The organism is Candidatus Paceibacterota bacterium (assembly GCA_035438625.1).
Lineage (GTDB): Bacteria > Patescibacteriota > Minisyncoccia > Phycocordibacterales > DAORIS01 > DAORIS01.
In genome coordinates this window covers 63919-76619 of the sequence record DAORIS010000001.1, presented here as the reverse complement: position 1 = coordinate 76619, position 12701 = coordinate 63919, and the positions used below count along the sequence as shown (strand labels likewise).

Below are 12701 nucleotides of genomic sequence, written 5' to 3'. Positions count from 1 at the left end.
TTGACCCGTATGCGAAGTGTTTATGACACAATCGCGTATGGGTCTTTTTCTATTATCTCCTTTACATATACATCTAAATCTTCAGTTCGATATACTAGCAAAAAGATTGGGTTTACAAGAAAAGAAAAGCCCCGGGCGCATATGCGTCTGGGGCCTAAGCTGTAAAAAAGAACAAACAAGAACTGACGTGGTCATCTTTCCTGAAGCAGATCATACTGTGAGAGATCCTTCTCGTTAATAGTCACTGTTTCAGCGTGACCGTCCAGGAAGACAAAATTACTCTTGCCTCCATGTCGTTTCATATCAAAGGGATTTATTGTCCGGAGTTCTGAATACTGCATGACTCCGTTACCTTTGTATACATCAGCAAACGTCAAACTCTTTTCGGGAAATTGCACATCAGGAACCCAGGTGTGTTTAAACTCACCAATCCCCATTCCTTCTCCACAGAGAACCATGGATGTAGGGCGCTTAACTTTGGATGGGTTACCGTTGTACCACTTATCCTGGAGTTCAGTTCTGGATGTGGTGTTCACCAGACCATAATTAACTTCGTAACTCACTACGTTTTTCCTGTGTGAGTCAAAGAGTGTAGGCCTGGAAGATGTGTATGCATACACAAACTGACTCACCTGTTCATCTACTGACTTAGATTCCAGCTCGTCGTTCGGACAGAGCAGGATCTTTGCAGTGTGGACATTCTTCGTCACCTCGGACCAGGGTTGGATTTTTTTCAAATCCAAGGTGGTTGTTTGTTGGAGCAGACTCTCGAAGAATGGTAGTGGTAAGGCGTCGAACTGTGCAGTGGTCGGCGGATCATTTGTTGGCCAATTGATCATCATCGAACCAACTGGAAGTCTACGATGATTTGTTACGTACACCATCGTGGCCTGAGCAATCTGCCTTAAATTACTCAAACATTTGGTTCTTTGTGCGTGTCGTCGTGCGATGCCAAGTGCAGGTACGACGAGCGCAAAAAGAATTCCGATGATTCCGATAACAACAAGTAGTTCAGAAAGTGTAAACGCGTGTTTATTACACCGCACCTTCATAGAGACCTTTCTGAGTACCACGTTCTTTCGTGGTGCTCTTTGAGGGTGGTGTTTCTTTGAACCACCACCACAGTTGGCAGAGGTTCAAAACAATAGTGCAGAAGATGATCATCGCATGCGATTGGTATTCTGGTGGAATGCCAAACAATGGAATTCCACAGCTGCACGGTGTTATAAGTCCGGCGTAAATCCTCCAAAAGTGAAACGTAATGAATACAAGAAACAGTGCGCTGGTCGGTATACCGACTAACACTCCCCTGTGAGCGGGAGTTATGAGAATCAGTATCCCGAGAAACCCTTCAACCATTGGGACTCCAATCGTTAAGATTGGTAAGGTCTCACTTGTAATGAGGGGTAATTCAGCGACCGACCGACCGAATTCTTCTAGGTGGGATGCTTTGTATAAAGCAACACCAAATAGTAATAATCCAATCAGGATTGGGAATGTCATGAAGAAGAGAGACTTGAGTTTCTGTCTCAACACGATGACCTCCTTAATTGACCATGATTTTTTGGTTACTCGCAACTACACTTACGGTTCGCTCGACATGTTCCAGCCACCATTCTTTCGTCTCAGGATCAAACACAAAGGTCATGTTCAGAGGATATCTGTCATAATTTTCTTTGCCGTCTGGTCCAGTTACGAGTGCGTTGCTTTCAACAATGAAGCTACCACTGAAGCATAGAACCTCAGCTTGCTTTTTCATGAGCGCTTCGTAGTTTGGGTTTCGATAAAACACGAAACCTCGCGCTGACGCAACGTTCATTCCAAGAAATGATGCTGGGTATTGGTCACTCTTATCGAGTAACCCTTGCCGGACATCATCTGGAAGACGATACCAATTGAAAGATAGCGCAACGGACTTTGGATCGAGACAGATTGAACGCAGTTGTACGCCTGAGGATAACTTCTCATCGTAAAATTCGTTGAAAAGCATTTCAGGTGTTTTGCCTTCCGGCATCACAACAGATTCTGGTGGTAGTGGTCTTGCTCCTGGAAAGTGGCTGACATAATTTTCTCGTGTCATTCCACTATCACTTGCAATGACGAGGGCAACTTTTGATCGTAGCTCTTGAAACATTTTCACTGTTACATAGTGTGCAACAGCTGGACGCTTCTTAAGTTCACTACGAATCAAGTCCTCAAACAATGGTGCAAGTTTCGCTGGATCTGCACTTACGGGCGACATGGTGAGTGTCTTATACACTCGCTTGGCTTCCAGGTCGCGAACCTGTAGGTATTCATATCCAGGTTCGCCATAACGACCGATGTCTGACACAGACTTACCGACAACAACTGAGTTGTCTGAGAGTGTAAGTTTGGGTCTATGGCGGTAGCTCATCACTGTTGCCATACCTATTGTTATGGCACATATCACAAAGAGAATTACAGCAACAATTACTGGTTTCTGGTTGTACATGACAACTCCCGAGTTAGAGGGTGGAATCAATTTCAACGTATATTCCTGACGTTTGTCAGAGAACTCTTAAAATATTTATACCACAAATATTAAAAAAAGCAATATCTACACTGTTTGTCCTGCGAACAAAAAAGTCAGTAGTTTGGAATAACTACTGACTTCCAGGCTTGGCCTGGCTTTGCGCCGAGACTAACTGGCCGGGGTAACGTCGGTGTTGCTGTTTTCACTGCCGAACGTGCTCAACATTATCTCGACATCATTTGATACGAGTAGGGCCTTTTTGACTGGTTCGCAGGAGTACACGAGTGTACCCTGGACGATCTTCTGCTGGCAACTCCGCATTTCACGGTACAGTTGGCGCCTACACTGCGTGCTGTTGGGATTATCAACCCCACAGGAGTAGTTATACCCCTGGGTCGCAGCTGCTTGAGCCGTTGAGGGTGTAGCGCCGACGATGAAGAGGACAGAAAGGACGGAGATGCACAGAGACGCAAGAATGCGACGAATCATAGCAGGCCTCCAAACAAAGGACAGCTTTCGCTAATCGGCTACAAACGTAACCAAAAATTTAACGATATGCTGCAAAAACAGTACCAGATATTACCAATCTTGGCAACAGCTTACTCGAAGTTCTTGTCCTAAGTGCTTAAGAAATATGAGAACCTATTTTTAGAAACGCGAGGTCTCGTGCGACCATGTATGACCCAGGATATGTGGTGTTTGTAACAGATTCTAACTTTAAGATAGCTTCTGTAATTGGAATCCAGATAACATGGAATCCTTCTCGAATTTCACTCTCGGTCATATGTGGTGTTCCTTTTTCTCCTATAACATGTGCCATGTAACAGTATGAGATATGCTTCATTTTGTTTTTACTTCTGTTTTCGGTAACAATTCCAAGATCACAAAATATATCAATTTCACATCCCAGCTCTTCCCTGCATTCACGTTTTAAAGCTTCAATTTTTTCCTCATCTTTTTCTATGCCACCACCTGGTAGTTTGAAATAATTATCTTTTTTTGCATGAAGTAACGCTATCTTTTTATTTGCATCAAATACTATTGCCCGGACAGCTTCACGAAAGGTGTATGTTGACGCTTCGCTCTCTTTGATATGTTCGAAGTTAATAAGTTGTATGTGGTGCATGTGTGGTCCAGGTAGTATACCTTTTCTACGTAGTGTTAATTTGGGAATGCGTTGTGTAGTTATTCTTAGAATCACTTTACAGATAGCGAAATTTTCTGAATATTAATGTGTACTGCACTTTCATCGAGTACAAACCTATCAACTCCTTCCTTGTCAGGAACAAGGTGTATGTGTAGGTGTTTTGGCTTATAGCATTTTGAACCATCTGGAATTCCCTCAAACCTTTCTCTGATCATAGTATTAAATTGATCAATTGGTTTCCCATCTGAATGTTTTAATCCTAAATCCAACATGTGTTTTATGATCAATCTGTGGAAATACTGATGGTCCAGGAACACTTCGGTAGTGATGTCTGTTAAATTTTCTACATGCCTTTTGGGAATAAACAGTGTGTGATATCTCCAGTATGGAGAAAGATTGGGCTATCCACAACCAAAACTTTGATTCACCTAACGATCTGTTGATTTGGATGCAGTTTGTTGATCCAGACGGTGCTCACCTCTAATCGTTACACCACCACCTGTCTTGTTAACCCGCTCAGCTTTGCTTGCTGGGGGGTCAGGGACTCGAACCCACCTTAAACATCCATTTACGCCAAAAGAGCGATCACAATACCGAAAATCGCTGAAACAACACTAATAATCCAGTATCTCATCGTCACTTTATACGAAGGCCAGCCCAGAGCTTCAAAATGATGGTGAATGGGTGCAACATGAAAGATCTTTTTTCCTCTGATCCTTTTTGAAAGTACCTGAAGGACGTTTGTAAAGACAGTGACAGCAAGTGGAAGTGCAACAATAGGTAGAATAAGAAGACCTATCCCCCCTCCAAGTGAGTCGGTCATGAAGGCGACAATTCCAAGGGTAATGGTGAGTGCCATGCTACCTGTCTCTGTCATGTAGAACCTGGCTGGTGGAATGTTGAACCATAAGAATGCAAGTATTCCTCCTGTAATGGTTGCTGAAAATGCTGCAATGTCATATTGGTCTTGGAAGAATGCGATACCAGCATATGCAGCAAACGCAGATGCAAATACTCCACCAGAAAGTCCATCAATTCCATCAATCACACCTGACGCGTAAATGGCAAGGAGTACGAAAATAAATATCGGAATGATTAAAAATCCAACAAAAAGTGGTCCATAAAATGGAATGCCGATTGAAACGACATCAAGTTTGTAAAAGAACCATGCTCCAACAGATAGTCCAATTGCGGTAACAATAGCGAGGCGCTTTCGAAGTGATAGTCCTCCAGCGTGATGATCACGACTTCCTTTGATTTCCATCATGTCGTCAGCGTATCCAATGAGTGCTCCGATGATGAGTGCAACGAGTGGAATCCATGTCTGACTTCGGCTGAGGAAGTCTATCTTTGCTGCTAATCCTTCAGGGAGAACGTACCTTGATAACCAAAAGAGTGCGATGGTGATAATTGCACTTGCCCAAATAATTACTCCACCAAGACGAGGTGTTCCAACTTCTTTGTCTTTGTGGATTTCATTAAAGACTACTGCTGATGTTCCATCAGACGCTAGTTTTCCCGCCTTCTTTTTCCATAGTTTATTTGCATACAAATAGTGTGTCCAAAATGGAGTGATCGCAATACCAATACAAAATGAAATGATGAATGGCAGGAATACTTTGACGACGTCTGAAATCATAAAATGTTAGTTACAATACTATTCTTTCTAAGTGTGCACGGAGACGATTGAGTTTTTCAGTCGTCTCTTCCGATTCTTCTTCCCAGGCCTGTGTTGCCATTTCATCTTCCTCGGGGTTATCACTTGGAAGTGCAATCCCTCCATCTAGAGGTAAGTCTTTCGATTTATTATAAACACTGATTACAAAATCGATTTCTTTAAGTATCTTTTCTTTAAAATCAGGGCTATTTCTCTCAACAATAAGTGCAACGATTTCATCTTCAGAGATGTCGTCGAATATAAATTTATCAATCAAAATATCTTGTTCCGATCTTTCGTTTTCGCCCATGTGCTCAAATTTTTCCATAGTGAGATTATACGCCTATATACCTGATTCTACTGACTCACCCCTCGTGCGAAGTACCGCATCGACGAGCGCACGCATATCATCAAATCTGCCGCTATATGTAGAACCAAGCACTACTGCAACAACTATCCTTCCGATTCCAGCATCAAATGCAACTGCCAAGTTTCCTCCAGCAAGGTCACTGTAGCCTGTTTTTGAGGCGATTAGGCCAGGAATTGAGCCAATGGCAGCGTTTGTGTTTTTCACATCATGTGCAGCTGTGTCGCTTGCCACAGAGAATGTCTTGTATCGAGTTGCGTCTAAAATCGGATCCTTTGACCGAACTACGTGAGTGAATAATGTTGCGACATCTCGGGCACTTCCGTAGCCACCCGCACGACTGGTAGATTCATCGAGTCCTGATGGATTGAAAAAACTCATTGATGAGAGCTTGAGTCGCGAAACTAATTCATTCATATGCTGAATAAACGTCCCCCTATCTCCCGCTACTTGTGTAAGAGCCTCAGCACCATCGTTTGATGAAACAACGAGTGTTAAATCACTCAATTTATCCACATTCCATAATTCTCCTTGGAGTAATCCACTATCACCATCTTGTGCTAAGTCTTCGGCACGGATTGCAAGTTGTACCGGAATACCCGCTTCCTCTGCACGCTTGGCTTCTTCAGCTGCAACGAGTGCAGTAACTACTTTTGTAATCGACGCAAGTGGTCGTGATGTATCTGCGTTTTTTTCAAATATTACTTTGTCGTGCTCAACATCAAAGACAATTGCTGAAGCGGCACGTAGGGTGATACTGGAAAATGGATCTGTTGGTTTTGTGGGTGCCTCTGTAACAATTTCCTTTTTGGGAATTATAGGAGAATGTGGTTCCTGATTCTCGACAACAATATTTGGAAGAGGTGTTGGATCAACCGGGGTTTGTTCCGCAATGTCTTGTATTGGAGCTACGTATATAATTGTCTCTGGTCCTTGTATCTCAGGTTCTTGAGATACTGTTTGAATATTTTGAATATTCGCTTGTGAACCAAATGCTCCAGCGAGCCTATCCATACCACCAACTTTTTCAGATGCAAAGATAATTGCGGGAGCGATAATTAATCCCAAGACAAATGCACTATCAATAATAGTTTTAGGAAATTTTAATTTCTGATTCCTAATCTTATTCCTTATCCGAGACGGCATTGAGTTTTTCTTTAATAGCAGTAAATTCTGGAAGGTCTGCCGCTGATGATATACCTAAAAAGGCAAATGTCTCAGGGGTTGCAATGTATCGTGCACCTCGCTCCCCTTCTTTCTCAGTCTTCGCGATCAATCCTCTCATGAGTAGGCTACGGAGGGTAAATTGTGCATTTACTCCACGCACATGCTCAATACGCCTTCTTGATGCTCCGTTTTCATAGAGAATGATTGCAAGTGTCTCAAGTCCAGCTTTTCCGAGGTCGCGGTCTCGCTCACCTGACTCAAGGGAGCTTATAAAATCTGAGACATCACTTGAAAGACGAAGTTCTACATCTTGTTCACTCACTGTTGCTCGTATTGCAGATCCGATTGCAGAAAGACGGCTTTCCATGTCAGCAAGCGCAAGCGCAAGGTCTTCTTCGGTAACTTCAGAATTAATAAATGTTCCAACCTTTTTCTGTAGCTCTGCTTTGGGAACTGGTTCTGCAGCCCAAAAGAGCAATGCTTCAACAAGTTGGGAAATGTTTTTAATTTGTGATTCGTCTTTCATATTATGCATAGTTTGGTACTGATACTTTTTCTGACTCAAGTGTTATGTCAGCAAAATGGTCGTGCTGCTTGGCAATTATAACCCCTCGCTTCACAAGCTCAAGAAGTGCAAGAAAGCCAATAATTACATCAGTCTTTTCCTTTGTACCATACCCAGAGAATTCCCTAAAGCTTGTTGAAAGCGCAGCGGTGACCCGTTCTGCTAACCGGCTAATTGTTTCCTCGAGAGAGATCACCTTTTTGACATTTACCTGTGGCCGCTCTTCTACCTTAGGCACAAGGGAAATGGCCCTCCAGGCGGCTTCTAGAAGCCCAGGGAGGGTCAAGGAGCTGTGGGGAGAAAAGCGTGGTTCTGCACGAAACGCACGGGTGTTTAGTGGTGCATAGCAATATCCAGCACCTTTCAGATGACTTCCTAATACCTGTGCTGCCTCTTTAAATGTTTGAAGGAGCCTTAACCGTACCTCCAGGTCTTCAACGTCTGCTGCTTCTGATTCGGTAAGAGAAAGGTTTGGAAGGAGTGATCGTGATTTGATTAATAAAAGTGTTGAGGCAATGACCAGAAATTCAGATGTCTCTTCAATTGGATATGGAGAAACCATAGTGCCGTCTTCTTGTTTCCCACCACCAAGAGATTCTACGTATGCGATAAAGTCGTCAGTAACTGAGGCAAGTGATATGTCGTTGATGAACAGTTTACGTTTTTCAACGAGGTCAAGGAGTGCTTCAAGTGGACCTTCGTATACATCAGTTTTAATGCTATATGCTGCCATTTGTGTTGCAATTATAGCCTAATGGTACAGAAAAACCCCCTCCATGTATGTCTGGAGGGGTTTCAATCGTAATAATCGTCAATTGCTAGCTATATCTGAATTCTAGTTGTTCAAGACGCTCTTCTATGTTATCCAATCGCTTTTCAATGCTATCAAGTCTTATCTCTATCACCTCAAACCTTTTATCCATAAGAGCAAATCTTTTATCAATTGCATCAAATCTTAAATCAATAGCAGCAAATTTTAAATCTATCTCTTTAAATTTTTGGTTAAAAAGATTTGTCATATGCTCAAATCCTCTCCCGACAGCTAGAGCTAGTTCTTCAATTTGCTCCTCGGTGCTTTTTCTTGGCATTGTACGATCGTTACACTACTAATCCAGATATTCTGCCAAATCAGAAATGAAGATTTGATAAAGTTTTTATAAAGTCACACCAATAGCCTTTCTGACCAACTTCATTTTCTCTTCCGCAATAGCTTTTGCGCGCTCTCCACCTTCAGTAAGGATAGAAATGACAGATTGTTCGTCTTGTGCAAGTGCATCTCGTCTTGCACGTAAGGGTGCAATAAAGGCATCCAGGTCTTCAATCAATGCTTCCTTTAGGTCCTTATACTTCCCTGCTTTCTCTTCATATAGTGCATCAAGTGATGGTTTGTCTTTGATAAGTGCGTGAATTGCGTATACGTTTTGTGGAACTCCACCTGAAGAGTCAGTAACAATACTCATGACTGCTTTAGTAATCTCTTCGCGTATTGCAAAAAGTGGAATTGTGTTTCCATAACTCTTGCTCATCTTCTGTCCGTCAGTTCCGGGAACAACAGCCACTGATTCCATTATTAACGGCTCAGGCACTGTGAACACATCTTCTTTAAACACTCGATTGAATTTCTCAGCAGTGTCGCGTGCAATTTCAATGTGTTGCTTCTGGTCTTGTCCAACTGGTACAACATCTGCATCGTATAGAAGAATATCTGCAGCCATGAGCATTGGATAATTAAATGTACCAACATTAATTTCCTTGTTTTTTGCTTCAGCATCTTTAAATGCGTGCGCGCGCATCAAATATGGCATGGTTGTAAGAGTGTCAAAAATCCATGCGAGCTCAGTATGTGCTGAAACATCTGACTGTTTAAAGATAACTGACTTTTTTGGATCAAGTCCAATTGCCAAGTAATCAAGCGCAACATCAAGAATGCTTTCTCGCATCTCATTTTTGCTCTGTGTTGTGTTTAGTGCATGATAATCAGCGATCATGTAGATCGAGTTAAACTCATGCTGCATATCAGCAAACTGTTTCATTGCTCCAAAGTAATTTCCAATATGTGGTCTACCAGTCGGCTTTACGCCTGAGAGGAGGGTTTTTCGGGTGTCTTTCATGGTCTGATTATAATACAACAAAAAAACCGACCATCCATGGTCGGCTCTAGGTTCTGTACCAGTCGTGCGTTTGAGGATTCAACGCTTCGATCGGCGGGTAAAGAGTACACACATAATCCCGAAAAGTGCTGAACTGGGTTCAGGAGAGACGCCGGTTGTTCGAAACGTCATGGATCCAGTAAAGTCATCCATAATGATTCGACCGCCGTTTGAAAATTGCAGGTCAAAGAAATCGAGTGTCCACTCGGGAGGAGTTGGGTCAGTCACGAGCACGTTGGAATTGAATGAGAACCCAACTAATGCGCTCCCGGCTTCGACGTTGAGGAAGTCGTTTACGCCGCCTGGTGTCAGCTTGCTGAAACCAACGATGCCGAAGTGCTCATTGTAGAATGCTTGAGTTGGGTTCGAGATCTCGTACGGGGTGCCATTGTTGAGTCGAAGCGTCGCTTCAAGTGCTGGCATGATTTGCACATTCATTGCCGGCCAGGGTCCAATCGGTGGCAATATTTCCAGTTCGACACTGGAGGTATCGCCAATAAGTGTCACTTCAAATGCTTTTTGAGTAAATGAAGTGAAAGGAACTGGACCTGATGTTTTGAGCTGTCCAGAACCGGTACCGGTGATGGTTGCCGTAATGGGCGCCGCGTGCGCAGACTGGGTCGAGAGGAACGAGAATATAGTGGCTGCAACGCAGGTCACAACGGATACGATCTGTCGAAACATGGGAGCTCCTTTTCAAGACAAGGAATGTTGCAGCCACACATTGTGGCAGCTTCTGACAAGAAATTATACAACACTTGTATTAAAAAAGCAAGTTTTCTCCAAGGGAAAACTGAGTATAAGAAAAAGCCCTAGAAACAGGTGTTTCAGGGGCTTTGCTTCGAATCTTACTTCGCAGATGTTGTTTGTGTCCCTAGACAGTCTCTGTATTGAATTTCTTCAAACAGTTGTCTAGCGATTACATCAAGGAAATATTTCATCGGGATAAGTGGATGAGCAGCTGGTCCAATTCCGTATAATCTGACGTCTGGGCACAGATTGTGTAGAAGTCGCTTACACAGAAGTAGTTGATACCCAAGTGTTGGTTGGCTAGAGAAAATTAAGAAATTTCCTTTAACTACCGCACTTTTTCGCTGCCATGTAAGGATGGTGTCGCCTGTGTTTGCGTACGCGCGATCATCGCCAACATCAGCTCCTTCGGAAACTATCGGTGTGAACATACATGTCTTGTGAGACATTAATTTTCTACTCACAAATTCCATGAATGTGTCTTCGTGAAACTCGTTGATGGTTTGAAGAGACTTATCGAAGAAGGTTTCGGATGTTTCAATTACTGTTTCTTTTGAAATCGGCCTCCTACTTGTGAGAAGGTGTATTTCAGGAACGGATGGAATTTTCGAATATTGGTGATCCAGGAACTCGATCCGAGACCTTGCGGTAGGTAGATGAGTGGTTCCTAGAACTAAAATGCGACGATCGAAGATGATTTCCTCACCGTTTTTCCGCCTTAATGGAACTACGCTGTCTGAGTAAAAACCAAGATCTGCGAGTAAATCGTACTCTTCCATTTTCGGTGGTAGTCCGTCACGTGCAGACCCATTGCGTACAATCCATTTTTCCTGAAGGGTTCGAGAAAGTGAAACTGGTGCAATGTTGTTTTGCACTTGGATGCCACAATACCGAACAAGTGTTAGAAGATGTTGTTCAACAGTACCTGCTTTTGTTAAGAACCTAACCATAGAGACTCCCTTCAAATAAGTAATTTGGAAAAAATAACCGGTGCTCCGCAAAGAGAACCGGTTATGCTGGATCAGGTGCATCCATGGCATCCTCGTTTTCCAATCAAGCCATACTTCACAAAGACTTCATGTTTCACGATACTAATCGCTTGATCATTAAGTCCTTTTTCCTTCGCCGCACTTTCTAGATGCATGAGATTGTAGTGTTGAGTAGTGTAATCTTCCGATGTACCACCTCGCTCAACTAACTCTATACCACGCTCTACATGCTTGGTGAATTCTAGAGCAAACCAGTCATACGGGCTGGTTTGCTTGTTTGGCGTGTCGGACATTGGATACCTCCTTTCTGTTAAATAACGCCTGTCAATATAATGGCATTAAAAACGCACTTTGTCCAGGTTATGAACGTAGTGCTATTGCAATTTGCTCTTCAATAAATGCTTGAAGTGGAATGCCTGCAGCGTCGAGTTGTTGAGGAATAAAAGATTGGTTTGTTAGTCCAGGTAATGTGTTTAATTCGATGAATACAAAACCCTTTGTGTCCAAAATTAAATCTGTTCGTGAGTACCCTCTGCAGCCAAGTGCGATATGAATATCCTTTGAGATATTTTGCGCGGTTATTGTATCAGTATTAGAAATTTGTGCTGGAGTAATTTCTACCGCACCGTGCCCTAGGTATTTACCTGCGTAATCAAATGTTTTCTCAAGATCTACACGTACTTCTGTGGGAGGAAGTATTTCAATTTGCCCAGTACTTCTTTCGATTACCCCAACTGTAATTTCAGTACCAAAAATTCTTTCCTCAATAAGAAATTCTTCGTTGTGGCGAAGGGCAAGAGACTTCATAGCTACTTCTAGTTGTTCTAAATTTGAAACAAAAAATAGTCCGTCACTTGATCCGCTTGCAACGGGCTTAAGGACGAGTGACTGGTGTGCCAGTAACATCTGTGTGATTACCTGAGCACATTGCGTAAGGTTGCTCGTGTTACGTGTAGCAGAGTGTGGAACTCTAATGCCCATCTTTTTAACAATCGAGTTTGTAATTGTTTTCTCGAAAGCATTCTTGCTCGCTACTGAATTTGATCCAGTAAAAGAATACCCGCGTTCTTCAAGTAACTTTTGAACATCACCGTCTTCTCCGACTTTTCCATGGAGGGCGAGGAAAAAAGTTGGTTTCTGTTTTTGTAGTGATGGGTCATCTAATGCTGACTCAAGTGAAGTGAATAACAATTTTCCTTTCGGGTGAAATTCTGAAACAAAGGGGTTTTTGTGACCTTCAAGTTCTTCCTGTGGTGTGCTATAGATTTCTCCTGAAGTTGCCCAGAACCAAATTTCTCCGCCAATAAATCTTGATACATTTTGTGCGGATGCAATTGAAACTAGTCGCTCAGCGTTTGAGCCACCAAAGAGAGTGATTATATTCTGATGTGTTGCTGGCTCACTCATTGAAGTAC

Annotated in this window: 16 protein-coding genes; all 16 read right to left on the bottom strand. The window is 42.7% G+C overall.

Translation table 11 applies throughout. The features are described 5' to 3' along the window. Positions 1-191: 191 nt before the first annotated feature. Positions 192-1052, bottom strand: coding sequence for a prepilin-type N-terminal cleavage/methylation domain-containing protein (locus PLF31_00415; GenBank protein ID HRH25927.1), 861 nt, complete (start codon positions 1050-1052; stop codon positions 192-194). Then, the gene (locus PLF31_00410) at positions 1036-1533 is read right to left on the bottom strand and encodes a MauE/DoxX family redox-associated membrane protein (GenBank protein ID HRH25926.1); all 498 of its coding nucleotides are present in this window, start codon (positions 1531-1533) and stop codon (positions 1036-1038) included. The genes PLF31_00415 and PLF31_00410 overlap by 17 nt, the downstream gene beginning before the upstream one ends. A gap of 13 nt (positions 1534-1546) precedes the next feature. Further along, positions 1547-2473, bottom strand: a complete 927-nt coding sequence (locus PLF31_00405; GenBank protein ID HRH25925.1) for a hypothetical protein — start codon at positions 2471-2473, stop codon at positions 1547-1549. A gap of 646 nt (positions 2474-3119) precedes the next feature. After that, positions 3120-3620 (bottom strand): NUDIX domain-containing protein, encoded by a 501-nt coding sequence (locus tag PLF31_00400; GenBank protein HRH25924.1) that lies wholly within the window; start codon positions 3618-3620, stop codon positions 3120-3122. A gap of 71 nt (positions 3621-3691) precedes the next feature. Further along, positions 3692-3913 (bottom strand): hypothetical protein, encoded by a 222-nt coding sequence (locus PLF31_00395; GenBank protein HRH25923.1) that lies wholly within the window; start codon positions 3911-3913, stop codon positions 3692-3694. A gap of 296 nt (positions 3914-4209) precedes the next feature. Next, positions 4210-5280, bottom strand: coding sequence for a hypothetical protein (locus PLF31_00390; protein HRH25922.1), 1071 nt, complete (start codon positions 5278-5280; stop codon positions 4210-4212). A 10-nt stretch (positions 5281-5290) separates the two neighbouring features. Continuing rightward, positions 5291-5626 carry a hypothetical protein gene (locus PLF31_00385; protein HRH25921.1) on the bottom strand — a complete coding sequence of 112 codons (336 nt, stop codon included), beginning with the start codon at positions 5624-5626 and terminating at the stop codon, positions 5291-5293. 15 nt (positions 5627-5641) lie between these two features. Continuing rightward, positions 5642-6811 (bottom strand): serine hydrolase, encoded by a 1170-nt coding sequence (locus PLF31_00380; GenBank protein ID HRH25920.1) that lies wholly within the window; start codon positions 6809-6811, stop codon positions 5642-5644. Then, a complete protein-coding gene (locus PLF31_00375) occupies positions 6789-7358 on the bottom strand; it encodes an SMC-Scp complex subunit ScpB (protein HRH25919.1) in 570 nt (189 codons plus the stop codon). Before PLF31_00375 ends, PLF31_00380 begins: the two co-directional genes overlap by 23 nt. Before the next feature lies 1 nt (position 7359). Next, a complete protein-coding gene (locus tag PLF31_00370; protein HRH25918.1) occupies positions 7360-8130 on the bottom strand; it encodes a segregation/condensation protein A in 771 nt (256 codons plus the stop codon). A gap of 85 nt (positions 8131-8215) precedes the next feature. Next, positions 8216-8485: a hypothetical protein gene (locus PLF31_00365; GenBank protein HRH25917.1), complete on the bottom strand. Its 270-nt coding sequence runs from the start codon at positions 8483-8485 to the stop codon at positions 8216-8218. A gap of 66 nt (positions 8486-8551) precedes the next feature. Then, positions 8552-9508: a tryptophan--tRNA ligase gene (gene trpS, locus PLF31_00360; protein ID HRH25916.1), complete on the bottom strand. Its 957-nt coding sequence runs from the start codon at positions 9506-9508 to the stop codon at positions 8552-8554. 78 nt (positions 9509-9586) lie between these two features. Beyond that, positions 9587-9985 (bottom strand): hypothetical protein, encoded by a 399-nt coding sequence (locus PLF31_00355; protein HRH25915.1) that lies wholly within the window; start codon positions 9983-9985, stop codon positions 9587-9589. Positions 9986-10395: 410 nt separating this feature from the next. Next, on the bottom strand, positions 10396-11247 hold the full coding sequence (locus tag PLF31_00350) for a hypothetical protein (GenBank protein ID HRH25914.1): 852 nt from the start codon (positions 11245-11247) through the stop codon (positions 10396-10398). Between the two features lie 71 nt (positions 11248-11318). Next, the gene (locus tag PLF31_00345) at positions 11319-11579 is read right to left on the bottom strand and encodes a hypothetical protein (GenBank protein HRH25913.1); all 261 of its coding nucleotides are present in this window, start codon (positions 11577-11579) and stop codon (positions 11319-11321) included. Positions 11580-11646: 67 nt separating this feature from the next. Further along, positions 11647-12693: an ATP-grasp domain-containing protein gene (locus PLF31_00340; GenBank protein HRH25912.1), complete on the bottom strand. Its 1047-nt coding sequence runs from the start codon at positions 12691-12693 to the stop codon at positions 11647-11649. Positions 12694-12701: the final 8 nt, after the last annotated feature.

Bases quoted from the DNA above. Each gene is read 5' to 3' on its own strand.
- PLF31_00415 (HRH25927.1), bottom strand. From the start codon at position 1,052: ATGAAGGTGCGGTGTAATAAACACGCGTTTACACTTTCTGAACTACTT.
- PLF31_00405 (HRH25925.1), bottom strand. From the start codon at position 2,473: ATGTACAACCAGAAACCAGTAATTGTTGCTGTAATTCTCTTTGTGATA.
- PLF31_00400 (HRH25924.1), bottom strand. From the start codon at position 3,620: ATGCACCACATACAACTTATTAACTTCGAACATATCAAAGAGAGCGAA.
- PLF31_00395 (HRH25923.1), bottom strand. From the start codon at position 3,913: ATGTTGGATTTAGGATTAAAACATTCAGATGGGAAACCAATTGATCAA.
- PLF31_00390 (HRH25922.1), bottom strand. From the start codon at position 5,280: ATGATTTCAGACGTCGTCAAAGTATTCCTGCCATTCATCATTTCATTT.
- PLF31_00385 (HRH25921.1), bottom strand. From the start codon at position 5,626: ATGGAAAAATTTGAGCACATGGGCGAAAACGAAAGATCGGAACAAGAT.
- PLF31_00380 (HRH25920.1), bottom strand. From the start codon at position 6,811: ATGCCGTCTCGGATAAGGAATAAGATTAGGAATCAGAAATTAAAATTT.
- PLF31_00375 (HRH25919.1), bottom strand. From the start codon at position 7,358: ATGAAAGACGAATCACAAATTAAAAACATTTCCCAACTTGTTGAAGCA.
- PLF31_00370 (HRH25918.1), bottom strand. From the start codon at position 8,130: ATGGCAGCATATAGCATTAAAACTGATGTATACGAAGGTCCACTTGAA.
- PLF31_00365 (HRH25917.1), bottom strand. From the start codon at position 8,485: ATGCCAAGAAAAAGCACCGAGGAGCAAATTGAAGAACTAGCTCTAGCT.
- trpS (HRH25916.1), bottom strand. From the start codon at position 9,508: ATGAAAGACACCCGAAAAACCCTCCTCTCAGGCGTAAAGCCGACTGGT.
- PLF31_00355 (HRH25915.1), bottom strand. From the start codon at position 9,985: ATGAATGTGCAAATCATGCCAGCACTTGAAGCGACGCTTCGACTCAAC.
- PLF31_00350 (HRH25914.1), bottom strand. From the start codon at position 11,247: ATGGTTAGGTTCTTAACAAAAGCAGGTACTGTTGAACAACATCTTCTA.
- PLF31_00345 (HRH25913.1), bottom strand. From the start codon at position 11,579: ATGTCCGACACGCCAAACAAGCAAACCAGCCCGTATGACTGGTTTGCT.
- PLF31_00340 (HRH25912.1), bottom strand. From the start codon at position 12,693: ATGAGTGAGCCAGCAACACATCAGAATATAATCACTCTCTTTGGTGGC.